This window comes from Flavobacterium supellecticarium (genome assembly GCF_004801375.1).
GTDB classification, from domain to species: domain Bacteria; phylum Bacteroidota; class Bacteroidia; order Flavobacteriales; family Flavobacteriaceae; genus Flavobacterium; species Flavobacterium supellecticarium.
The window spans coordinates 39228-62629 of record NZ_SSNZ01000002.1; the positions used below are offsets into that span (position 1 = coordinate 39228).

Sequence of the window (23402 nt, forward strand, 5' to 3'; positions counted from 1 at the left end):
ATCGTAATGTGAAAATAAAATGGAAGTGTAATTCTATATTTTGTGAGTCCAACCTCTTTTAACAGCTATGTTTTTGAGCTTTTTGGCGCTCTTTCTTATTTGATTAGGTGTTTCGATATTGGAGTAATCAATCACAGCATGTCCATCAAATGACATATTATCTTCGTATGCATTTAGATTTTTAATGGCAATTACTTCTGCAAATGTTACCGATAAAACGCCCGCAGAAACATAATTTTGAGTAAAGTGGTTAAAAGAGTCTTGAGCTGAAAATTTTTCACCGTTATAAACTGAGAGTTTTTTATTGTCTTTTTCAGAAGGTGTAAACGCTAAAGAGGCAATGTTGTTTTCAACTAAAAAAGCTTGTTCTGAAATAAAATTATTTTGAATCCAGTTAGGATGTATTTGCCGATGAAGTAAAGTTGTGCCGGTCATTAAATAATGTTTTTAGAAATAATACTATTAATTTTGTCCCAGTCAGAAACAATTTTCAAGTTAATATTTTCCTGAAAATCATGGTCGTCATTTTCCATATCGAAATAAAATATCTCAGCGTTTAAATTACTTAAATCGATCTCCATTGAGATTTCAATATTACCTTTTTTCCATTCAAGAACAATGTTACCAGTTAATGTTGGGAAAATAGCTGGTAGTTGTAAATCAGAATTAAAATAGGTATTAAAGTAATCTTTAAAAAGTAATGTATTCTTTCGATCTAAGATCTTACCGTCTACACCATCATACCATTTGTCTTTCAATTCTAAAAGATCGTTTAATCGGACACTTATATCAAACGGATCCAATATATCCATTGATTCAATATGTTCGATATGAATTAGTTTGTGCTGATTGTTAAAAAGGCCGGTTGCTTTTAGCGAAATTAATGTTTTGTTTTCATATTCATGAAAAGCTGTGGATATGGTATCATGAAAATCAGGTATGATTGGACATTCATACGTGTTGTCTTTTAGTTCAATATAAAAGACTTGTTTTTTTTTGTCCATAGCAGATATACGAACGTTTTCGTGGATCAATTCTGAATATTCAAGTTTTTCATTTCGGGAAAGCAGTATTTTTCTTCGCGTATTTTTACTGAATTTTACATTTCTTGTAGAAGTATCAGAATTTAGAAAGTCAATTGTTTCGCCTTCTTTCAGGTTTTTTCCAATTCTGTTAAAATAGTTTAGAAACTTGCTCTCTGTTTCAACAGATTTATCAGAATTTGCATTTTCAATTAATTCAAATACTTTATCCCGGGCTTTTTCAAAATAGCTAAAATACTCGTCGTTAGGAACACTGATGTTAGGAGTAGCAAAAACACTAATAGTAGTAGCGATTACTATTTGTGGAATGGTACTACCTTCTTCTATAGTTGAAAGTTTCAGATAAATATTTTCTGTAAACCCTTTGGGGACTCTTTTTCGCTGCGGATTGAGATCAAGATATATTTTTTTTGCGAGCTCGAAAATTAACTCTTCAAAAGCGGAGAAGTCTTCTAAAATATTGACAGGAAGCGTATGGTCATCAAAACGTTGCCCTTCTAATTTTGGTTTGATAAAGATTTTCTCTGCTGACATAAATATATAATAACAATAATAAATTGAAATAATTTTATGAAGAAAAGCAATTAATGATAATGCATGAGCTATTAATACAAATATAAGTTTTTTATTCTGCTAAAGAAAGGGATTGTATTTTGTTTATGAATGCATTAAGGGATTTTTTGGGGTCATTTAATGAAGTACAAGGGAAAAAGTAGTAACTTAATTCCTGTATTCAAAAATTCCCAAAAGAAAACAGATTTCGGGTTATTTATATTCATCGATTTTAAAGTCATAACGATGGAAAACACAACAGCAACAAAAAGCCTTTTTTTCGGGATGATAATAATCAGTGCGCTTGTGCTGACGTCTTGTTCTGGATTTCAACCCACCCGTATGAAATCACAATTGTATACGAGTAATTGCAATCAGCAGAATGTCTACAATTATACGGTAGCCGAAATGCCTCGCCCGATGCATACCATCCCAGTCGACACAGCTCTGGCATCGCGATTTAGTCTTAAAAGTTTGAATGCCGCCAATGCGATAGGTGTTTTGGATTTATTAGGGGATTATGTAGCGATACGTAAAGAATATAAAGAACATCCGACAATTGAAAACCGACTCACGCAATTGGAGTTGGTGCAACAGTTAAACCAGCGGATCAATATTGCGTCACTGGAAGTTTCGGCCGTATCCTCAGAAATGGATTGCGAAGAAGAACGGACCAGTCAGATTGCCGATTTTTTAAAAGGGAAAGAAGACGAAACCGAAAGTAAGTTAACCGTTGGTGCGATCGTCATAGGTGCTGCGGGAGCGATTGCTTCCGGATTGTTAATCGACAAAGGGAACACAGGCGATTATATCGGATTGGGAACCGGGATTACCGAAGCGACCTTAGGGATGTTGATTTTGCGAAACAAACGCAGTATCGAATTTTATCATAACCGGAATGCATTAAGAGATATTTGGGAAGGTCGGCCGACGTCTTCTATTTTTCCGCCAACCGTTTGGTATTATCTGAATTATAGCAATCCGAACGAACCGGGAAAAGTCTCCTTCCGTCGGGAGATTATTGAGAAATGGATGAACTTTGGTCAGATTGCGGATGAAAAATCCAAAAAGAAAACCCAACTGTTGGAACTGTATTTTGGGAATGGTGGTAAATATTCGGCTCAGGAACTGGACAACCGCGCGAATATGTACGATCAGTTGGAATCGCAGATCAACCTGATGAAACAGGATTTAAAAGCGCTGTCAATGGAACTGGAAAATCTGAAAATATAAGTTGAATATCTTCCGGACAAACAACGTTGCCCGGAAGATAGGTTGTATTACCAACCTAAATAATACGCCGGATCCAGCCATTCCGGACGTTTTAGTCCAAAATGCGTTTCCAGCATTTTTTCGGCTTCACATAGGGCACCTTCCACCCATCCCTGCTGATCGGAATAGGCTTCCCCGCAAATATGGATTTGTTCTGTTGGTTTTGGTTGTCGCATGTATGGCATGACATTTTTAACCTCATATCCGGCTTTCCAGGCGTGATATCCGGCGCCAAACGGATCGTCGGACCAGTCTCTGAAATAGGTTACATACGGATCCGGGATTTCAACATCCGGGCCATGTAGTTCGCGTAACTGGTTCATCACTTCGTTTACCATCATCTGGGACGCCTGAACACTATCCAGTTCGTGTAGTTCTTTTAGTGAAGCCGATTTGGACGCTTTTACTTTAAAAAGAATCTTATCGTCCGATAATGCTTTCCAGAACGTTTCGGTTTCCATGTCTCCGTAACTACCCAATAACATCGAATTATCGGTATGCGTATCGGTACCAAAATAATAGCACTGGCGCATTGGTAAATCGGTTATGGAATGCCCGGAATCGATGCCTAGTTTTTTCCACCACGGATGCGGGAATCCCATCAGGATTTTAAAAGCCGGTTCCATAATCACTGAACGGATATTATTGTTTAGCGTACTGTCTTCATTCACATTAAAAAAGAAGTTTTCCTGATCCAGTAATTCCAGCGATCTACGCGGCATCGCCAATACGATATTGTTAGCGTAAACATGCCATTCCTCATTGGTTTTAATGTTTAGGAATGTCAGCTGGTATTTGTGCGAATGCGTAAAAGCGTGCTCTTTTGTAAAGGTAATCAATTTGTTTTCCGACCAGATACAAGCGCCCGGATTGTCCATATAGGTGTTGGCAATGGCGTAGGCAATACTGTCAAAACCTTCTTCAATGGTTTTATAAACGGTCCCTTCGGAAAAGTCACCCACCATATACGGGAAGGCTTCAGCTGAATTCCAGTTGATCGTATTGGAATAATAACCGCCGGCATTGGCTAAAAAGGTATAACCTTCCTGTGATACCTGATCTTTGATCAAATTCCAAAAACCGATGTCGTTTACTTTTCGGCCTTCGTAAGGCGATCCTTTAAAATTATAGCGCAATTTCGGTTTGATATCGTCCCATTGGCGACTCGTTATTTCGAATGTATAGTCGTATTCGGATGTTTTTTTGACGAAATCCGAATAGTTTTCCCGGAACCATGGATCGGCCATCAGCACGTCATAAATGATCTTATTGAACAACTGATCGGAACTAAAACCGATATTGTCGTCATTCAGATAATAACGGGTGATAAACTTTTCACCGGCATGCTGAGCCACATTCCAGGCATCCTGTTTACAGCGCTCTTTTCGCAAATACATCAGTAATTTTGAAGTGTCGCCCATTGGAAACGGGACCGGGTTCATTTTGTCAACCAGTACCTGTTTGCGTTTGTTTAGATCGGGTTCGGTTAACGGATAACCTTCAATAAGTGTGGTTACGATTTCCTGAGATGTCAGGTAGCGCATTCCACCTAATTCGCCCCAGAAATCCATTCCGGGCATAATCACCGATTCCAGTCGGCCGCCTAAACGGTCATTCAGATCAAAAATCTGAACCTGATCGGCGGTGAATTTTTTATCGGCTACCAGTCGGTAAGCCGTATATAATCCGGAAGTACCGGCGCCAACAATGGCTACTTCAATTTTTAAACCGGGTTCCATCCCCGGATTTAAAGGTGTGTTTTTATTCATAATGGTAGGTTTTGGTTAATGGGTTGAAGCGCTCTAAAGAATTTATAACCCAATTGGAAATTGGAAATATCGTAATCGGATTTACCATCCAAAGCCATATCAGATAAGATCTTACCCAATAGCGGTGTAAATTTGGCCGCCCATCCGGTCGCATAGACCACGATATCCTCATGGTTTGGTACATAATCTGGAGCGAAGTCGATGATCAATTCCTTATTCGGGATTTTACTCAGCGCGATCAGGCAGGTCGACGTAAAGCAAGCTTCGGTGTCCAGACCGGTCATATGATTTTTGACCCATTCGGAGGTGTAGTGCAATTCTTTTTCGTTCGGAATAAAGGAACGGTCGTACGGTTCGTCCAACGGTTCGATTACAAAATCGGGTGCGACACGGATATAGTCCGGATGATCCCAGTCGACTTCCGGGAAGCCATAAAATTGATTGCCATTGTCGCCTTCGGCATTCTGGAAGACAAACCAGGTCGGGTATTGTACTTTTTCGTCGGTCTTTTTAAAATAGGCGGAAGCCATATTCCAATAGGTCGCTTCGATCGTAAAATCCAATAAGTTGATCACACTATTAATATACGGACCGGGTGTGATCACGATTTTTTTAGCGGCATAATAACCATTCGGAGTGGTTAGGTGAAATAAATCGTCTTTGCGTTCGATATCGGTTACCGGAGATTGTTCCATCAAAGTGATATTGGAGTCTTTCCGGCAAAGCTCCAGTAAGGTTTCGATAGTCGCTTTAAAGTTGATACTCGCACCGTCGGCCTGAAACAAACCGGTATAGTTATCCGGTAGGTTGCGGAAATTATATTGTTCTTCGACTTCCTTGGCGGTCAGTTTGGTATACGGAACGTTGAGTTCTTTTAAGGCGATTTCAGCTTTTGCGATATTTCCTTCGGTAGAATGCACCTCCGGATCGCCAAACCAAAGCGTGCCGACTTTGTCGAGTAGTTCCGTTTCGGTATGGCTTTGGAGTTCTTCCCAATACGGTAACGAATCCAGTGCCATCTGAACCATATATTTTTCAGGATACGGAATACGGAATTGTCGGGAAACACCGGCAGAACTTCCCTGTTGGTTTACAAAAGTAAACTGTTCCAGCACGAGTGTTTTGGCCTTTCTTTTTCCCGAATAGTAGGCAGTGGACAGGCCCATAGCGCCGCCACCAATCACGATTACGTCATAAACGTCATTTGCAGTAGTCTCCATAATAAGATGTAGGTTATCTTGGTTATGAAGTTAAAATTAGGTGCTATGAAGGTAGGATTTTACAGTAGAAACACCTGTTTTAGTTACTTTTTGCCGAAGCGGAAATAAAGGCGTTTTTTGCGATCCGGCAATGTGTTTTATAAAGTGTACAGGAGTTGTATCAAGAAATTATTTTCGGTAAACGCATTTTTAGTTTTAAAGAATTGATTTTTGTCGTCACGCTTACTAAAAAACAAATTGTTTGCTTTCCCGGAGCTAAAATGCAGCGCCACCGAAATATGTTTTGATAGCGAATAATGCAGTTCGATAAGGTAACCGATTTGGAGTGCTTCGGCTTTAAAATCCTGTATTTCATCAAAGGTTAGCGGTAGGTTTCCGGACGAACCGATAAATTGTGATTTATAGGTCGAAGTACTGGCAAAAGCTCCTACGGAAGGTGTGAATTTGTTGATATTGTAGTACAATTGGATGGGTAGTTGTAATTGGAAATTTTTACTATCAATCGTTTTAAAAAGCTTTGGCTGCTTGTTGTTTGTAAAATAATAGCCATTAAGAACACTTTCATTTTGTGCGGCATCAAACGAAAACGAACCCATCCAGTAAAAGGCGTTAAATCCTATTCCGACAGCAAAATCGGAATTTAAAAGTGCTTTCCGGGTCCAGATTCCAAGCCCAAGGCCGACGGTGTTTGGCGCATTCATTTCTTTAAAAAGACTATTTCGGGCGATGCCTATATGTAGTTTTCCGCCAAAAAACCAACTTTGTATTTTCTGTTTTTCGATCCTTTTTTTATCGGTCACCAAAACAAGTGTGTCAATTGCGACCTCGAATTTTTTTCCGTTTTGAATTAACTCCAGTTTGTCTTTTTTATCGGTTTCGGAAGTAAAAACCGCCTTGTCAATTTTGGTAAAAGGTTTTTCGATAAAAACCGTGTCGTATACGATGACTTCTTCATAAACAAATACGGTGTCGGTCTTTTTTTCCTGTGAAAAAGCAAAACCGGTAAAAGCTAAAAAAAAGAATAGGAGTTTATCGCGTAACATAAATAGTGTCTTTTTTTACAATTTGCTTTTTAATGACAACTACTTTCTGAGGTTCTTCCTGTATCGAATCTTTTAGTGTGGTAACAATTGAATTTGCAGTTGTTTTTGAGGTGTTGTTTTGTAAAACCGTAGCTTTTTCCGGTGTGGTAACTGTTGCTTTTTTATTCGGATTTGGAACAGTAATCGTCTTGTTTTGTACCGAATCGGCGGTGTTTACAAGTGGCTGACTGATGATTATATTTGTTATCGGTTTTGGATGTAATTCCGGTGTTTTTTGCTCCGGAATAACGTTATAATGAAATACGTAGGCATACATCAAAACGCTGAGTATGCTGATCAAAACTAAGCTTGCTGCGATCGTTTTTACAGCAAAAGTAGTTTGGGTTAAACCGATAAAATCCTTTGGTAATGGCAATTTACCGGAATTTAATTCTAATTTTTTTTGCGGTTGTATTTCAAAATCCCGGAATTGCTTTCTATAATAGTTGGCAAACATCTGATTTCCGAAACCTAAGAAAAGTAAAAAAGCAACGCGACGTTTTTTCTTTTCATCAACCGGTTTTTCCTGTATTTTTTCGAGTAAAAAGGCCTGAATGGCTTTCCGGGCGCGGAACAAATGCGATTTGGAAGTTCCGGTTGAGATGTTGAGTATTTTACCGATTTCAACATGCGAAAACTGGTCGATTACATAGAGGTTAAAGACCGATTTGTGATGTTCCGGCAATTGGTCGATTGCTTCCAATATATCGTTCTTTTCCAAATCGGAAGCCAGAAGTATGCTTTTAGAATCTATTTCTGCGGTGTTCATAAGGGTAGTGGTGTCAACAATTTCACAGTCTTGATCGGTTGAGAAGTTTATTTTTTTGGTTTCTTTTAAATGATGGATGGCCATATTGATCACAATTCGGCTTAACCAGCCATTTATAGCGTTGGCGTCTTTTAGTGTATTTTCCTTTTGGATGGCCACGATAAAAGAATCCTGAATAATGTCTTCTGCTGTGGCCTGATCTTTTATATACCTGCGACAAATCCCCAGTAATTTTGGGGATGTCGTGCTGTATATTTCGTTCCAGTTAAAGGTCGCCATCGTTTAATTTTGTACTACAAAAACCGACATAAAGGTACCCTCGGAATCATTGATATGCATGGCTTCAACACCGTTAACAACCAAATGACTGGTATAACCATCTCCAACGGCTACCTGTGTTATTTTGTAAGCACCACTGTTTTGAATTTTAAAATCGATAATACCGCCCAATTCCGGCTGACTGTTATCGAAAGCAACTCCGTTTTTATAAATGGTATTCGACCCGTTTGTAACATATAGATCTGTTGCAAATTGCATTTTTGTAATTCCGTTGATTGGTGCCGGAAGTGTCGTTTCCGAATTCGTGTTGGTATTTTTATAATAACCGGCATTATTCAAGGTTCCGTATACAAACATTTCATTGCCATTGGAAGCCAGACCGTTTAGAATCGAATTTGGAATTTCGTTAAAAATACTGTTTGCATAATAGCCGTTAAGTGTTTCACTGCCATCGCTTGAAGCGGTAATATAAACGGTATTGTTTTGTATTTTAATTTTTGGAAGATTCTGAACGTAGCTACCATAATTGCGTACCGTTGTTTTGACACCATTTTTCCAATAGGCAAGGGTATAGTCATCGAAAGTGATAATCGGTTTTTTGGTATAACCCACAAAGTAGACATCGTCTCCGATTACTTCCATATCGGTGATGGTCATTACTTGTTCCTCATCGGTACTTAAAGCGGCTTTTAGATTGGTAAGCACTCCGTTTTTCCAAAACATCGGAACATTTTCCAGTGCTGTTGTTGTCGCTCCGATTCCAATTCCTAAAACATAAACATCGTTATTGGATACGATTACTTTGTTTGCTGTAGGTCCCGTAAAACCGTTGGAATCCAAAATAACAGGCTGGTTGTTTTTCCAATAACATGCCTGACTATCCTTTTGACCGGCAACATAAACATCGGCCGAGTTCGTTGCTGTGGTATTCGAAATCAGGTCTTCACTACAGGAAATTTGTAATAACGCGGTGGCCAGAGTTAGAACAAGTAGTATTTTTTTCATAATAAAAATAAATTAGGTTAATATAGTTTAATTTTATTATAAGAGTGAAAAATCAATAAGGGTTGCAGTAAAAAAGTAAAAATATTTTAAAAATATTTTTGAGTATATCCGGTCGGAATGATTGCTGTTGCTTTGTAAATGTAAAGCAGTGATTTTTGAGAAAGTGTATAAATAAAAAAAAACCACTCGAGATGAGTGGTTTTTGTAAGTGGTGCCTCCAGGAATCGAACCAGGGACACATGGATTTTCAGTCCATTGCTCTACCAACTGAGCTAAGGCACCGTCCTTATTGCGGTTGCAAATATAGAATCATTTTTCGGTTTTCCAACACTTTTTTATGGAAAAAAGAGACTGTTTTTGTAACTGACTCAATGTTAAGGAATTATTTTTAAAATTATCGTTTTGGCTTGTTACTTAAATAAAAAGTTAACGCGGCATTATCGTAAAGTTCGCCGTGTAATAGGTAATCGCGATCGATTTCTTTTCCGTTAAGGGTGATTTTCTGGACATATACATTTTTTGGTCCCTGGTTAACCGTTTTTATTTTTAGTGATTTGCCGTTTTCAAAATGTAGCGTAGCGGCTTTAACCAACGGACTTCCGATGGCGTACTGATCCGATCCCGGAAGTACCGGATAAAAACCAAGCGCACTAAAGACATACCAGGCGCTCATCTGACCGGCATCGTCGTTTCCGCACAAACCATCAATGGAATTGGAATACATCGTATCCATGATCATACGAACGCGCTCCTGCGTTTTCCAGGATTTGCCGGTCCAGTTGTATAAATAAGGAATATGGTGTCCCGGTTCGTTACCGTGTACATAGGCTCCAATGATGCCGTCGCGGGTAATATCTTCGTTTTTCGCGATGTATTTATCATCCAGTTTGATCGAAAACACCTGATCAAGCTGTGCGGCAAATTTGTTTTTACCACCCATCATTTCAATCATAAGATCAATATTGTGCGGAACATAAAAACCGTAATTCAATGCATTTCCTTCAATAAAACCTTGTCCGTGGGTGTCCAGCGGATCGAAAGGTTCTTTCCATTTACCGTTGTTTAATTTCGGACGCATATAACGGGTCGTCGGATCGTAAACATTTTGGTAGTTTTCAGAGCGCTTCAGATATTCCTGATAAACGGCTGTATTGTTGGTTTTTTTGGCGATCTGCGCAATACACCAGTCATCATAGGCAAATTCCAGTGTTTTCGAAACGGAATTACCGCTTTTGTCTTCCGGAACGTAGCCCAGGCGCATATAGCTATCCAGTCCGTCGAAATACGGAACGGTCGACGTGTTTTTTCCGGCGGTAAGTGCGCGGTTAAGATCGACATCGGTGGTGTTTTTGGCAATGGCATCCGCAATTACGGAGATCGAATGATAGCCAATCATACACCAGTTTTCATTGGCATAATGACTCCAAACCGGTAACATTTTATGGACACTTTGGTCGTGGTGCGCCAACATGGATTTGATCATGTCGTTATTGCGTTTGGGTTGGATCAGGTTAAATAGCGGATGTAGTGCGCGGTAGGTATCCCAAAGCGAAAAAACGGTATAATTGGTAAATCCGTCCGATTCGTGGATGTTTTGATCGAGTCCTTTGTATTTACCGTCCACATCTTCGTATACAATTGGCCCAAGCATGGTATGGTATAAAGCGGTATAGAATGTCTCTTCGTCTTCCGGTTTTTGGGTTTCGATGGTGATTTTGGATAGTTCTTTATTCCATTTATCGCGGGTTTCGTGTCGGGTTTTCTGGAAATCCCAATGTGGAATTTCGGTTTTCAAATTTAACAACGCCCCTTCGCTACTCACCGGGGATAAGGCGAATTTAACCTGTATTTTTTCGTTTTCCTCGGTTTTAAAGTTGAAATACGCACGGATGTTTTTGCCGGCCATTTCCGGGAAGTTTTCTTCTTCATTAAAACGACGGTAAAATCCATTATACGGACTGTTGTCGTATTTTTTATGACCATAGGAAAGGAACGGTTTGGAAAACTGCATCGCGAAGTATACGGTTCGGGTTCGTCCCCAACCATGGGTTTGACGGTAGCCGGTTATGGTCGAATCGTTTTCTACGCGGATAAACGTCCAGACATTTTTGCCGTCGTAATTATAGATGTTGTACACCAGATCCAATAGAATATGTGCCGATTCCGATTTTGGAAAGGTATATTGATGGAATCCGACGCGATCACTGGCGGTTAGTTCGGCTTTGATGTTATAACGATCGAGTTTGACCATATAATAGCCCGGTTTGGCAAATTCGTTTTCATGGGAGAAATTCGAAAAATAACCGCTTCCGGGTTCGTTCGCTTTTCCGGGATTTAGTTCCAGTTTTCCAGTCGTGGGCATAATCAGGAAATCGCCTAAATCGGCATGACCGGTTCCGCTAAAGTGCGTATGGCTAAATCCGAAAATCGTTTTGTCGTCATATTGATAACCGGCACAGTATTTATAGGCATCCGGATTGTATTTGCCGTCGACAAACATATTGGTATAATTGGTTTCCGGGCTTAATTGTACCATTCCGAACGGGGTTGTGGCACCGGGAAACGTATGGCCCATTTTATGGGTTCCGATCATCGGATTGACAATATCGGCCGGCCCGGCAACGCGTTTCTGACTAAAGCAGACTACGGTAACCAGTGAAAAGAAAAGGGAAAGTTTTGTAGACATGAGCGCTGTGATAACAAAAATGATAGCTCAAAGATACTTTATTTTCGATTTCGGAAAGTTGAAAAGGCTAGGTGTGGGATGAAAAAAATAGTCGTTTGGAGTGGTTTTAACGTGCTTTACGTTAGATCCCATTCAGTAAGCGTCTTGGTGAAAAAGTTTTTAAACGTTCCGGTGCTTTTTTTTTCATTGGAAAGATAATACCCTATAAAATGGCTTGGGTAAAAATCATGCTTGCCAATAGTTATTTTGCAAAAATAGTAGTTGTTTCCGATCCGACTTTTATGACTGTAAAATGCTCCGCTCCAAAAACCATTTCGGTTTTGACATAGGGTTTCACCGATATATGCGGTTAATTTTGCTTCAAGATCAAATTTCGTGTCTTCGGAATTAATAGGAGAAGTTTCTAAAATACGATCGATTTCTAATTCCAAACTTTGAAGGCTAAAGTCAAGCGTATAGCCTAATGCCTGCATTTCTTTTGAAAATAAAGAAGCGGTTAATTTTGGATCGTCGGATTCGTTATGGGGTGTCATACAGTTATGATGTGAATACCAAAACTAAACAAAAAACCCTTGAAATCGTAAGAGATCAAGGGTTTTGTAAGTGGTGCCTCCAGGAATCGAACCAGGGACACATGGATTTTCAGTCCATTGCTCTACCAACTGAGCTAAGGCACCGTCCTTATTGCGGGTGCAAATATAGGGGCATTTTTTATTTATCCAAAACAATTCGGTAAAAAAAATCTATTTGTATCTTTGGATTTTAATCGGAAAAATAATGCTTTTAGCAATAGATGTAGGGAATACCCGGATCAAAGTGGCTGTATTTGAAAAAGATAGCCTGCTGGATCAGGATGCGTTTGATAAAACAGAAGCCGTAAATCGGTTTTCGAAAATCCTGGAAAAATATACGCAAATAGAAAATGCGATACTTTCCAGAGTAGGATTTTTGGACGAAACGGTTCTGAAATGTCTGGAAAGTCGGCTAACATTGCATGTTATTACCCCGGATAGTCCGATGCCGTTTTATAATCGTTATGAAACGCCAAAAACATTGGGAATCGACCGAATGGTGCTAGCTTCGGGTGCGGTATTTCAGTTTCCGAAACAAAACCGATTGGTAATCGACTCCGGAACCTGCATTACCTACGACTTTATTGATGCCGACGACAATTACCTTGGTGGAGCCATTTCGCCGGGACTTCGGTTGCGGTATGAATCCTTACATAATTATACGGCAAAATTACCGTTATTAACCCTTGAAAACCCGTCGGGCCTGATCGGAGGATCTACAAAACAGTCGATTCATTCCGGTGTGGTGAACGGATTTTTGTGTGAAGTTGACGGGCTTATCGAACGCTATCGTCAACAATATCAAGTTTTAACAGTAATTTTAACAGGAGGTGATACGGATTTTTTGGCTAAAAGCGTAAAAAACACCATATTTGCCAATCCAAATTTTCTATTGGAAAGTTTGAACCACTTATATCAATATACAATCAACAAATGATTAAAAAGATAATTCTAGGCACTAGTTTGCTTTTTTCTTCCGTAATTTTTGCACAGGAAGGTACCGCTTCGCCGTATTCCTTTTATGGAATCGGAGATGTAAAGTACCGCGGAACCCATGAAAATAAAGCCATGGGAGGGTTGGGGATCATTCCGGACAGTATTCACCTGAATCTTCAAAATCCCGCATCGTTAGCGTCCTTACGCCTAACGACATTTTCGGTGGGAGCGACAAACCGTAGTACGACTTTTAAAACGGATTCGCAAAAAGAAACAGCAAGCAGAACGACATTCGATTATCTGGCACTGGGATTCCCGATTACTAAAAAAGCGGGTGTTTCGTTTGGAATCATGCCATATTCTTCTGTTGGTTATAAGGTGGATCAAACAACAACTACGCAATTGTCAACCGGAGATATTCTAAATACGAACAAACGTTTTACTGGTGAAGGTGGTGTAAATAATGTATTCTTAGGATTGGGATATAAAATCACGTCGAAATTAAGCATCGGAGCGGATTTTCAATATAATTTCGGACGAGTGGAAACCAAATCCGTTGTTTTTATGGACGATGTATATCTTGGAAAACGCGAGATCAATACAGCTCGTTATAGTGGAGTGGCCTTTAATACGGGTTTAATGTACCAGACCAAAATCAATAAAAAATACGACTGGTATAGCAGTTTTACCTATTCGCCACAAAGTAACTTAAAAGCGGATAATAGTGGTTCGGTAGCGGCCATTACCTATTCGGGTACCGGAGCAGAGTTGGAGTCGGATGTGGTAAACTACGAAGCCACGCAATCTACGTTTAAATTACCGGCTAAATATGCATTAGGAACTGGTTTTGGAATTGCAAAACAATGGTTTGTTGGTGCTGAAGTAACTTTTCAGGATAAAAGCAGTTTTGTAAATCGTTTTGATCAGATTACAAATGTTGGTTTCGAAAAAGCACAGCGTTATGTAATTGGAGGGTATATTACACCAAAATTCAACTCGTTTACCAGCTATCTGGAGCGTGTAACCTATAGAGCTGGTTTCCGATATGAAAACACCGGGCTTGTGATCAACAATCAATCCGTTAAAGATTATAGTGTAAATGCCGGTTTTGGATTGCCAATCGGTCGAAGTCTTTCGAATCTGAACGTTGGATTTGAATACGGAACAAAAGGAACGACAAGTAGTAACCTGGTTCAGGAAAACTACTTTGGAATTTATATCGGACTGTCGGTAAATGACCTATGGTTTAAGCGAACTAAATACGAATAGTATTCTGATGAAGGTACACTTTGGAAAATATTTTCTAACATTAGTCACAGTTCTCGCTGTGACTGTGTTTTTTTCATGCGAAAGCAATTTTAAAGACGTACAGCGTATCAATGCGGTACCGTTTTCTCCCATTGGAGAAGCCGAGCATGTAAATTTAAAATATACCGATTCGGGTAGGATCAAAGCGATATTAGTGAGCCCGTTATTGTTGGATTTTTCCAATTTAAAATATCCGTATACTGAATTTCCGAAAGGCGTATTTGTGACCCTTTTTGATGAACGTGGTAATAAAAGCTATGTAGAGTCCGATTATGCAATTACCTATGCCAAAACCGACATTATCGATTTACAGGGTCATGTAAAGATAACATCCAGTGATGGTAAAGTACTGCAAACGGAACAATTGTACTACGATCAGAAAAATGAATGGTTTTTTACCGAGAAATATTTTAAATTTACAGATGCGAACAGTTACCTGGAAGGAAAAGGTATCGATTTTAGCAAAGATTTTTCAGTTATGAATGCCCAGCAAAACAGGGGCGAGATTTCAAAGATAGAGTAATTATGGGATTATTAAAGTACGTCCACTATTTGTATTTGGTTTTAGCAGTATTGTTTATTTATGAAGGCGTACGGCGACAACAGGCCGGAGAAAGCTACCTGATTAATTTTCTTTTTGCGGCTGTAGCCATTTTTATGTTTTTCTTCAGAAGACATTTTTCAAACAAGATGAAACGATAGGATAAGCAATATATGGAAATAGCGATAATCATAACGTGTCTGATTTTGTCCGCGTTCTTTTCCGGGATGGAAATAGCCTATATCGCTTCCAATAAAGTTTACCTGAGTATCGAAAAAAAACAAAACACTTTTTTTTCAAAAATACTAACCCGACTCACAGAAAAACCGGCTCATTTTATAGCATCTATGTTATTGGGAAAAAGTATCGTTTTTACGATTTACGGTTATTTTTCCAGTGCTTTGGTGGTGCAGTTGCTTCGGGAACACGGCGTTTTATTAAACTCTTTTCAGATGATCGTGATGCAGGTGCTTATCGCAACCGCGTTGCTATTGCTTACGTCCAGTTTTCTTCCGAAAGTTATTTTTCAGATTTATCCGAATACGCTGATTAAAGTACTGGCCTTGCCGGCCTATTGCTTTTACCTGCTATTTTCAGGGATTTCCAAAATTGTCGTAGCGATTGCTGATAAAGTCCTGGTTCATGTTTTTAAACTCGAACGAAATAAAGAAGTGCTGTATTTTAATAGGGGTGAGTTGGGAACCTATATTACCGAACAGGTCAATGCGGCCGAAAACCAACAGGAAATAGATGCCGAGATACAGATTTTTCAGAATGCATTGGAATTTTCCGATGTTAAAGTGCGCGATATTATGACTCCACGAACGGAAATTGCTGCGGTGGAATTGTGCGATAGCGTTACAGAACTGCGGGAATTGTTTGTAGAAACCGGTTACTCCAAAATAGTGATATACGAAGGGACGCTTGATAATAGCATCGGATATGTGCATTCGTTCGAATTGTTTAAGAAGCCAACCGATATTCAGTCGGTAATGATACCGGTGGAATATGTGCCGGAAACCGTGCTGATTAAAGAGGTGTTGGATTTGCTTACAAAAAAGCGGAAAAGTATGGCGGTAGTTATCGACGAATATGGAGGAACTGCCGGTATTGTTACGGTAGAAGATATTATCGAAGAATTATTCGGTGAAATTGAAGACGAACACGATCTGGAAGAACTGATCGAGGAAAAGCGGAATGATCATTCATTTTTGTTTTCGGCTCGTTTAAATGTGGAATATGTTAACCAGAAATATAATCTTAAAATTCCGGTAAGTGATTCCTATGTTACATTAGGGGGCTTCATTGTACATGCGACCAAGGAAATCCCGCAACAGGGACAGCAATTGGAGTTGTCCGGTTACCGGATTATAATACGCGAGGCTTCCGGTAAACGAATTGAATTAATCGAAGTTCGTATCAAAGAATAAAGAAATATCCAAATAAAAAAGTAAAAATATTTGAAAATATAGTGGGACATCTTTTATTATTAAATAGATAATTGTATTTTCGCCCACTGAATAAAAAAAATAATATCATAAAAGATGGCAGTTTTATCAAAAATTAGACAGCGTTCGATCCTTTTAATTGGAGTTATCGGATTTTGTTTGCTAGCATTCGTAATTGGGGATGTTATCCAAAGCGGAGGATTTAGACAAAGTACACGTAACGTAGGTAGTGTAAATGGAGTAGATATCTCAGCTCAGGACTTTTTGCAAAAAGTATCTATGGCAGAAAAAAACAGCCAGGGTATGAGCAATACACAAGCTTCAAACGGAGTTTGGGAGCAGGAAGTAAAACAAATCCTATTAGACGCTGAATTTGAAAAAATCGGTTTAAAAATCGGAAAAGAGCAAATGATTAATGTAATCAAACAGAATCCTAACTTTGCTCAGGATCCAAGATTTTTAAATGCTGCCGGTCAGTTTGACGTAAATAAATTCAACGAATTTGTAGCCAGTATCAAATCATCACAGCCGGATCAGTGGAATAACTGGTTGGCGTATGAAAAACAATTGCAGCAAATGGCTACCGAGCAAATGTATTATACCATGATCAAAGCAGGTCTTGTAACGACTAAAAGCGATGGTAAATTTGCTTACGAAAGAGAAAACGACAAAGTTAATTTCGACTATGTAGCGGTTCCGTATACTACAATCAACGATGATGAAGTAAAAGTTTCCGATAGCGAAATTTTGGATTACGTTAAGAAAAATCCTAAAAAATATAAATCAGAAAACTCACGTGAAATAGAATACGTATTCTTCGAAAACAAACCGTCTAAAGAAGACGAGGATGAAATGAAGAAAACAATCGAAGGATTATTATCCGGACGTGTAGTTTATAACGACAAAACGGGAACTAACGATACGTTACCTGGTTTTAAAGGTGCTAAAAACGTAGAAGAGTTTGTGAATGCAAATTCCGATATCAAATACGATTCGTCGTATGTAGCGAAAAAAGACCTGCCATTGGAAAATCAGGAGCAGTTATTTAACCTTTCAACAGGAGAAGTATTCGGACCATACATCCACAACGGGTACTACTGTTTGTCTAAAATGATGGGAAGAAAAGGTGGTGCTACTGCAAAAGCAAGTCACATTCTATTGAGCTATGCCGGAAAAATGCCAGGTATTACCAGAACAAAAGAAGAGGCTAAAGCAAAAGCAGAAGAATTGTTAAAACAAGCACAGGCAAATCCATCAAGCTTTGCCATGTTGGCGATGACAAATACAGACGATCCGGGATCAAAACAAACCGGAGGTATGTACGATAACATCCAACCTGGTCAAATGGTGAAAACGTTCAACGATTTCGTATTCAACAACCCGGTAGGTAAAATTGGAATGGTAGAAACAGAATATGGTTTCCACGTAATTAAAGTAGACGATAAATACGATGCTGTTCGTTTGGCTACGATTGCACAAAAAATTGAACCATCTGAGGCAACTGCTGATGCGATTTATGTAAAAGCTACAAAATTAGAAGCGGAAGCTGCAGATAAAGATTTCGACAAAGTAGCAAAAGAAATGGGATTAACGGTAGTTCCGGCAATGAACGTTAAAGCTACAGATGAAAGTCTTCCGGGACTTCAAAACCAGAGACAAATTGTACTTTGGGCATTTGGAAAAGATACAAAAGAAGGAGCTGTTAAGAAATTTGACAACCTTGAAGGACATATCATCGCAAAATTAAAAGGGAAAAACGAAACCGGTTTGATTTCTTTGGAAGAGGCTAAACAAACAGTATTGCCAATCCTTAGAAACCAGAAAAAAGCGGAGAAAATCAAAGCTAAAATGCAAGGCGCTACTTTGGAAGCGGTTTCACAAAAATCAGGTGCTGCTGTTAACGTAGCTTCAAATGTGACAATCGATAACCCAAGTATCCCGAACATCGGGCAAGAGCCTAAAGTTGTAGGAACGGCTTTCGGATTAGGAAACGGAAAAACTTCAAAATTAATCGAAGGTCAAATGGCTGTTTTCATGATCAGAACGAAAGACGTAGTAAAAGCTCCGGCTTTACCAAACTATGCGACTTATACGGCAAAAATCAAAACGCAAACACAAGGCGCTTCTTCATACCGCGTAATTGCTGCCCTGAAAGCAGCTGCTAAGATCGAAGATAACAGAGCTGCGTTACAATAGTATACCGACTGTAGTCAATAAAAAAAGGCATCCGATGAAAATCGGATGCCTTTTTTTATGATGTTTTTTTTATAAAATCATTTCAGAATAGGGAATAACAATCGGAAAGCCTTTCTCTTTAAAATAAGCCGTAGGATCATCTGGCGCTATGGCAAGTATAAAATCGCCGCCCCAGGCACCAAGACTCTTTAAGGCGCCTTTAAAATCGTTGAAAAAGCGTTCCTTAACGGTTTCCATTTCCAATATATCACTCAGAATGCTTTCATGTTGATTGATCAACGAACCAAACTGATACAAATCATTGGCAACAAGAATCGCTTCCGTTAGCGCATCGATTTTAGAAATCATTTTATCAATACGCTGTTGCTTGTCGTAATAACTCATAATCGCCGATTTGCTGCTTTGCTTCTGATTGAGATACACAAAATACAGGTTTTGGTGAAACGATAAATCCAACTGTAAAGGCGTTACCGTAGGTCGTTTAAAACGCGTCAACTGGTAAATGATAGGAGTATTATTCTGAGCACAGGCAATGTCGTAACCGCTACCGCCAAAACTGGATTCCAGTAAACGATACGCATCAACCTGGAGCCATTGTGCGATATTGTTGATCAAAGTAGAAGATGTGCCAAGTCCCCATAATCGGGGAAATGTTAAGCGCGTCGTTACACTATATCCGGTATCGGAATTAAGAAAATCAGGATTAAGCTGTGCGGCTTCATACAAAATTTCGATTAATGTATTTTTGATTCCGGCTTGCGATCCGAAATTTTCCTTATTGCGAATACTGTCAAACGAAATTTGATCCTCAAACCAGATAGTGGAATCGGCATCATAACTCTGCCAACGTATTATTTGCTCCGGGACTTTTTCGATATCGAGAAACTGACCGTATTTTGTAGGAAGCGCAATCGCTTTCGCACCGTCCAGAACGACATATTCGCCGGTAAGCAGGAGTTTTCCGTTGCTGTAAAAAGTCTTTTTCAAAATGAATTATTTACGTAAAGATGCTAAATAGTCAACTACAGCCGAATGACTTACAGTGTTATGCTCGAAATGAGCCGTTACCTGTAGACGTTCGGTTTCGGTAGCCTGAAACTGATTCAGGATATTCATCAAATGCATTTTCATATGCCCCTGTTGAATTCCGGTCGTCGTTAAGGAACGTAAAGCGGCAAAATTTTGCGCCAGTCCGGCTACGGCTACGATTTGCATTAACTCTTCGGCAGATGGATGTTCCAACATTTCAAGTGCTGTTTTTACTAAAGGATGTAAGCCGGTTAAACCACCTACCGTTCCCAATGCCAGAGGGATTTCCATCCAAAACGTAAAAATACCGTTTTCGACTTTGGCATGCGAAAGGCTCGAATATTTTCCGTTTCGGGAAGCAAAAGCATGCACTCCGGCTTCTACCGCGCGGAAATCATTTCCGGTTGCGATCACCACGGCATCGATACCGTTCATGATTCCTTTATTGTGTGTTACGGCGCGATACGGCTCGATTTCGGCTATCTGAACGGCACGAACGAATTTTTCAGCGAACTCTTCCTGCGAAATGTGTTTGTCTTCTTTTAAATCGGCTACCGGACAGGAAACTTCCGCTCTAACAAGACAATTCGGAACATAATTAGACAAAATACTCATCACCACCTGGATTTGTTTTTCCATTTCCGAAAAAGCCTCGTACTGAAGCGCTTGTTCTTTTAAGGTCTTGGCAAATTGCTCCAGACAGGAATTGATAAAATTGGCTCCCATACTGTCTTTGGTATTAAAAGTAGCATGAAGCTGGTAGTAATTTTCCAGTTCGCCGGTTTTATCGCGCAGGCTGATATTGATAATTCCGCCACCTCTTTTTTGCATATTTTTCGTAATGCTTTCGGTCTCGGAAAAGAATTTCGGTTTAATGGTTTGAAAAAAGGCTTCCAGTTTATCGGCAGCACCTTTATAAATAAAGTGTACCTGGCCGATTTTTTCGGTACTGATCACCGTGGTTTTAAAGCCACCACGATTGGACCAGAATTTGGCTGCTTTTGACGCTGCTGCTACAACGGAACTTTCCTCGATAGCCATTGGAATGGTGACATTTTTTCCGTTGATCAAAAAATTGGGAGCCACACCCAAAGGCATATAGAAATTGGAAATCGTATTTTCAATAAACTCATCGTGAAGCTTTTGAAGGGCTTCGTCGGAATTCCAATATTGGGTGATAACTTGTTTGGCAGTTTCCGGATTGGTAAAATGGGTATTCACAATCCAGTTGATTTTTTCTTCTTTCGACAACTTCGAAAATCCAGCAATAGCTTTCGTCATTTTTTGGCATCTTGAATTCTACTGCAAAGATAAGATTTCGAAAATGCAATCCGGGATAATTTTTTAAATACGTTTTTTTAAGGAAAAAATTACAGTAAAAACTTATAAAATTGGCTTTAAATGCGAAAATTGAATTTGCATTTAACACATAAAGTTATGGCTAATTGATAAATTTTCACTAAAATTGGAAGTTTTTTTACCATTTGACAAAATGAATTACTTTAAAAAATCGTTATTTCTACTGTTACTGACTTCATTGTCAGCGGTAGCACAACAAAAAATTACGCTCGAAGAGATTTGGAGCGGTGCTTTTAGAACGCAGGGAATGACTGCTTTAGAAGCGATGAAGAACACGAATCAGTACACTGTTTTGAATTATGACCGGAATTCGCGGTCGTCGCAAATCGATCTGTACGATTTTGCTACACTAAACAAAGTCACCGCGCTGATCGACTCTAAAGATCATAAACAACTGGACGGAATAGACAGCTACACCTTTAGCCCGGACGAAAAGAAAATTCTAATTGCGAATAACTCCGATCAGATTTTCCGCCATTCTTTTGTAGCCGATTATTTTATCTACGATATTGCCAAAAAGACCCTGACCAAACTGGCCGACTATAAAGTTCAGGAACCAACCTTCTCACCAGACGGGACAAAAATAGGATATGCACACGACAACAACTTATACGTGTACGACCTGACTACTCAAAAACACACTCAAATCACTAAAGACGGAAAGAAAAACCACATCATCAACGGTATTACCGACTGGGTGTATGAGGAAGAATTTTCGTTTGTACGTGCTTTCGACTGGAATGCGGGAAGCGATAAAATCGGATTTATCCGTTTTGACGAAACCGAAGTACCGGAATTTTCTATGGACATGTATAACCAGGGATTATATCCGACACAATACGTATTCAAATATCCAAAAGCAGGAGAGAAGAATGCTGTTGTATCGTTACATGTGTATGATGTAAAAACCGGAGCGACTAAAAAAATCAATCTGGATAAATACAACGATTTCTACATTGCCCGTATCAAATGGACCAATGAAGCGAATACGTTAAGTGCGCAGGTATTAAACCGTCATCAGAACAATCTGGATCTTTTATTTGTTGACGGAAATTCCGGAGCGACAAAAATCGTTGTAAACGAAAAAGACAAAGCCTATGTTGATGTGACGGATAACCTAACGTTTTTAAAAGACAACAGTTTTATCTGGACCAGCGAAAAAGACGGTTTTAACCATATTTACCATTACGACAAAAACGGAAAGTTGATCAATCAGATTACCAAAGGGAAATGGGAAGTGACCAACTACTATGGATTTGATACGAAGACCGGAACTATCTTCTATCAATCGGTAGAAAACGGTTCGATTAACCGTGATGTGTACAGTATTAAATTAAACGGAAAGGACAAAAAGAGACTAACTACGGAAACCGGTACCAATGCGGCAACGTTTAGTCCGAATTTTGAGTATTTTATCAATTCGTTTTCAAGTGCTAAAAACACACCACGCTATACCCTTAACGAAAGTAAAACCGGTAAGCTTGTAAAAACCATCGTTTCGAACGAAGCTTTGGAAAGCAAACTGGCGAAATACGATTTACCAACAAAAGAGTTTTTTGAATTGACTACCGAAAAAGGAAACCGTTTGAACGCGTGGATTCTGAAACCTAAAGATTTTGATCCGAACAAAAAATACCCGGTATTTATGTACCAGTATTCCGGACCGGGATCACAACAGGTAAACAACGACTGGAACAATACAGACGATTATTGGTTTGCGATGTTAACGCAACAAGGCTATATCGTAGCTTGTGTTGACGGACGCGGAACCGGTTTTAAAGGTGCGGAATTTAAAAAATGCACCTATAAAGAATTAGGAAAATTTGAGGTAGAAGATCAGGTCGATGCTGCAAAAGTAATCGGAAACTACCCTTATGTTGACAAGGCCAGAATTGGAATTTTTGGTTGGAGTTATGGAGGTTTTATGTCGTCAAACTGTATTTTCCAGGGGAACGACACCTTTAAAATGGCCATTGCTGTGGCTCCGGTGACCAGCTGGAGATATTATGACAGCGTTTATACAGAACGATATATGCAGACACCTCAGGAGAATGCATCCGGATACGATAACAATTCACCAATCACTCATGTGGCGAAATTAAAAGGAAACTTCCTTTTGATCCACGGAACAGCCGATGACAATGTACACGTACAGAACACCATGAAAATGGTAGAAGCATTGGTACAGGCAAACAAACAGTTTGACTGGGCGATTTATCCGGACAAAAACCACGGTATCTACGGTGGTAAAACCCGTTTGCAGTTGTATACTAAAATGACCAACTTTATCAAAGAAAAACTATAATCAAACCAAACCAAAAACCAAAAACGAAGCA

19 protein-coding genes and 2 tRNA genes are annotated in these 23402 nt (G+C 39.3%); 8 read left to right on the forward strand and 13 right to left on the reverse strand.

Annotated features, from left to right (window positions below; all coding sequences use genetic code 11):
- Window positions 1-33 precede the first annotated feature (33 nt).
- On the reverse strand, window positions 34-435 hold the full coding sequence (locus E6C50_RS04925) for a hypothetical protein (protein ID WP_136402111.1): 402 nt from the start codon (window positions 433-435) through the stop codon (window positions 34-36).
- The gene (locus E6C50_RS04930; RefSeq protein WP_136402112.1) at window positions 435-1577 is read right to left on the reverse strand and encodes a hypothetical protein; all 1143 of its coding nucleotides are present in this window, start codon (window positions 1575-1577) and stop codon (window positions 435-437) included. The genes E6C50_RS04925 and E6C50_RS04930 overlap by 1 nt, the downstream gene beginning before the upstream one ends.
- A gap of 303 nt (window positions 1578-1880) precedes the next feature.
- Here E6C50_RS04930 and E6C50_RS04935 point away from each other — a divergent pair, with 303 nt between their 5' ends.
- The gene (locus tag E6C50_RS04935) at window positions 1881-2828 is read left to right on the forward strand and encodes a hypothetical protein (protein WP_136402113.1); all 948 of its coding nucleotides are present in this window, start codon (window positions 1881-1883) and stop codon (window positions 2826-2828) included.
- Window positions 2829-2875: 47 nt separating this feature from the next.
- Here the strand turns inward: E6C50_RS04935 and E6C50_RS04940 are convergent, their stop codons facing one another.
- The 9 genes from E6C50_RS04940 to E6C50_RS04980 form a co-directional block, all read right to left on the reverse strand.
- Window positions 2876-4636: a flavin monoamine oxidase family protein gene (locus E6C50_RS04940; protein ID WP_136402114.1), complete on the reverse strand. Its 1761-nt coding sequence runs from the start codon at window positions 4634-4636 to the stop codon at window positions 2876-2878.
- Window positions 4633-5856 carry an FAD-dependent oxidoreductase gene (locus tag E6C50_RS04945; RefSeq protein ID WP_136402115.1) on the reverse strand — a complete coding sequence of 408 codons (1224 nt, stop codon included), beginning with the start codon at window positions 5854-5856 and terminating at the stop codon, window positions 4633-4635. The genes E6C50_RS04940 and E6C50_RS04945 overlap by 4 nt, the downstream gene beginning before the upstream one ends.
- Before the next feature lie 137 nt (window positions 5857-5993).
- Window positions 5994-6899: a hypothetical protein gene (locus tag E6C50_RS04950; protein WP_136402116.1), complete on the reverse strand. Its 906-nt coding sequence runs from the start codon at window positions 6897-6899 to the stop codon at window positions 5994-5996.
- Window positions 6886-7986: an RNA polymerase sigma factor gene (locus E6C50_RS04955; protein ID WP_136402117.1), complete on the reverse strand. Its 1101-nt coding sequence runs from the start codon at window positions 7984-7986 to the stop codon at window positions 6886-6888. The genes E6C50_RS04950 and E6C50_RS04955 overlap by 14 nt, the downstream gene beginning before the upstream one ends.
- Before the next feature lie 3 nt (window positions 7987-7989).
- Entirely contained in the window at window positions 7990-8991 is a 1002-nt protein-coding gene (locus tag E6C50_RS04960; protein ID WP_136402118.1) for a hypothetical protein, read from the reverse strand.
- Window positions 8992-9200: 209 nt separating this feature from the next.
- A tRNA-Phe gene (locus E6C50_RS04965) sits at window positions 9201-9273 on the reverse strand.
- 112 nt (window positions 9274-9385) lie between these two features.
- Window positions 9386-11677 (reverse strand): GH92 family glycosyl hydrolase, encoded by a 2292-nt coding sequence (locus tag E6C50_RS04970; RefSeq protein ID WP_136402119.1) that lies wholly within the window; start codon window positions 11675-11677, stop codon window positions 9386-9388.
- A gap of 116 nt (window positions 11678-11793) precedes the next feature.
- Entirely contained in the window at window positions 11794-12210 is a 417-nt protein-coding gene (locus E6C50_RS04975) for a hypothetical protein (RefSeq protein WP_136402120.1), read from the reverse strand.
- Between the two features lie 71 nt (window positions 12211-12281).
- Window positions 12282-12354, reverse strand: a tRNA-Phe gene (locus tag E6C50_RS04980).
- A gap of 100 nt (window positions 12355-12454) precedes the next feature.
- Here E6C50_RS04980 and E6C50_RS04985 point away from each other — a divergent pair.
- The 6 genes from E6C50_RS04985 to E6C50_RS05005 all read left to right on the forward strand — a co-directional run bounded on the left by E6C50_RS04985 (window position 12455) and on the right by E6C50_RS05005 (window position 18678).
- Window positions 12455-13186, forward strand: coding sequence for a type III pantothenate kinase (locus E6C50_RS04985; RefSeq protein WP_136402121.1), 732 nt, complete (start codon window positions 12455-12457; stop codon window positions 13184-13186).
- A complete protein-coding gene (locus E6C50_RS04990; RefSeq protein ID WP_136402122.1) occupies window positions 13183-14454 on the forward strand; it encodes a hypothetical protein in 1272 nt (423 codons plus the stop codon). The genes E6C50_RS04985 and E6C50_RS04990 overlap by 4 nt, the downstream gene beginning before the upstream one ends.
- A gap of 7 nt (window positions 14455-14461) precedes the next feature.
- Window positions 14462-15016, forward strand: a complete 555-nt coding sequence (gene lptC, locus E6C50_RS04995; protein WP_136402123.1) for an LPS export ABC transporter periplasmic protein LptC — start codon at window positions 14462-14464, stop codon at window positions 15014-15016.
- A 2-nt stretch (window positions 15017-15018) separates the two neighbouring features.
- A complete protein-coding gene (locus E6C50_RS17600) occupies window positions 15019-15195 on the forward strand; it encodes a hypothetical protein (protein WP_168732751.1) in 177 nt (58 codons plus the stop codon).
- A 12-nt stretch (window positions 15196-15207) separates the two neighbouring features.
- Window positions 15208-16464, forward strand: a complete 1257-nt coding sequence (locus tag E6C50_RS05000; protein ID WP_136402124.1) for a hemolysin family protein — start codon at window positions 15208-15210, stop codon at window positions 16462-16464.
- Between the two features lie 114 nt (window positions 16465-16578).
- Entirely contained in the window at window positions 16579-18678 is a 2100-nt protein-coding gene (locus E6C50_RS05005) for a peptidylprolyl isomerase (protein ID WP_136402125.1), read from the forward strand.
- Window positions 18679-18747: 69 nt separating this feature from the next.
- On the opposite strand, the gene E6C50_RS05010 is transcribed toward E6C50_RS05005, so the two are convergent.
- Both E6C50_RS05010 and E6C50_RS05015 read right to left on the reverse strand, forming a co-directional pair.
- Window positions 18748-19665 (reverse strand): GYDIA family GHMP kinase, encoded by a 918-nt coding sequence (locus E6C50_RS05010; RefSeq protein WP_136402126.1) that lies wholly within the window; start codon window positions 19663-19665, stop codon window positions 18748-18750.
- Between the two features lie 6 nt (window positions 19666-19671).
- Window positions 19672-20988, reverse strand: coding sequence for a hydroxymethylglutaryl-CoA reductase, degradative (locus tag E6C50_RS05015; RefSeq protein ID WP_136402127.1), 1317 nt, complete (start codon window positions 20986-20988; stop codon window positions 19672-19674).
- A gap of 211 nt (window positions 20989-21199) precedes the next feature.
- On the opposite strand from E6C50_RS05015, the gene E6C50_RS05020 reads away from it, so the two are divergent.
- A complete protein-coding gene (locus E6C50_RS05020) occupies window positions 21200-23371 on the forward strand; it encodes a S9 family peptidase (RefSeq protein ID WP_136402128.1) in 2172 nt (723 codons plus the stop codon).
- Window positions 23372-23402: the final 31 nt, after the last annotated feature.

Coding starts and splice junctions, on each gene's coding strand:
- E6C50_RS04940 (WP_136402114.1), bottom strand. CDS start 4,636: ATGAATAAAAACACACCTTTAAATCCGGGGATGGAACCCGGTTTAAAA.
- E6C50_RS04985 (WP_136402121.1), top strand. CDS start 12,455: ATGCTTTTAGCAATAGATGTAGGGAATACCCGGATCAAAGTGGCTGTA.
- E6C50_RS04945 (WP_136402115.1), bottom strand. CDS start 5,856: ATGGAGACTACTGCAAATGACGTTTATGACGTAATCGTGATTGGTGGC.
- E6C50_RS04930 (WP_136402112.1), bottom strand. CDS start 1,577: ATGTCAGCAGAGAAAATCTTTATCAAACCAAAATTAGAAGGGCAACGT.
- E6C50_RS04960 (WP_136402118.1), bottom strand. CDS start 8,991: ATGAAAAAAATACTACTTGTTCTAACTCTGGCCACCGCGTTATTACAA.
- E6C50_RS04955 (WP_136402117.1), bottom strand. CDS start 7,986: ATGGCGACCTTTAACTGGAACGAAATATACAGCACGACATCCCCAAAA.
- E6C50_RS17600 (WP_168732751.1), top strand. CDS start 15,019: ATGGGATTATTAAAGTACGTCCACTATTTGTATTTGGTTTTAGCAGTA.
- E6C50_RS04990 (WP_136402122.1), top strand. CDS start 13,183: ATGATTAAAAAGATAATTCTAGGCACTAGTTTGCTTTTTTCTTCCGTA.
- E6C50_RS04970 (WP_136402119.1), bottom strand. CDS start 11,677: ATGTCTACAAAACTTTCCCTTTTCTTTTCACTGGTTACCGTAGTCTGC.
- E6C50_RS05015 (WP_136402127.1), bottom strand. CDS start 20,988: ATGACGAAAGCTATTGCTGGATTTTCGAAGTTGTCGAAAGAAGAAAAA.
- E6C50_RS04925 (WP_136402111.1), bottom strand. CDS start 435: ATGACCGGCACAACTTTACTTCATCGGCAAATACATCCTAACTGGATT.
- E6C50_RS04950 (WP_136402116.1), bottom strand. CDS start 6,899: ATGTTACGCGATAAACTCCTATTCTTTTTTTTAGCTTTTACCGGTTTT.
- E6C50_RS05020 (WP_136402128.1), top strand. CDS start 21,200: ATGAATTACTTTAAAAAATCGTTATTTCTACTGTTACTGACTTCATTG.
- lptC (WP_136402123.1), top strand. CDS start 14,462: ATGAAGGTACACTTTGGAAAATATTTTCTAACATTAGTCACAGTTCTC.
- E6C50_RS05005 (WP_136402125.1), top strand. CDS start 16,579: ATGGCAGTTTTATCAAAAATTAGACAGCGTTCGATCCTTTTAATTGGA.
- E6C50_RS05000 (WP_136402124.1), top strand. CDS start 15,208: ATGGAAATAGCGATAATCATAACGTGTCTGATTTTGTCCGCGTTCTTT.
- E6C50_RS04935 (WP_136402113.1), top strand. CDS start 1,881: ATGATAATAATCAGTGCGCTTGTGCTGACGTCTTGTTCTGGATTTCAA.
- E6C50_RS04975 (WP_136402120.1), bottom strand. CDS start 12,210: ATGACACCCCATAACGAATCCGACGATCCAAAATTAACCGCTTCTTTA.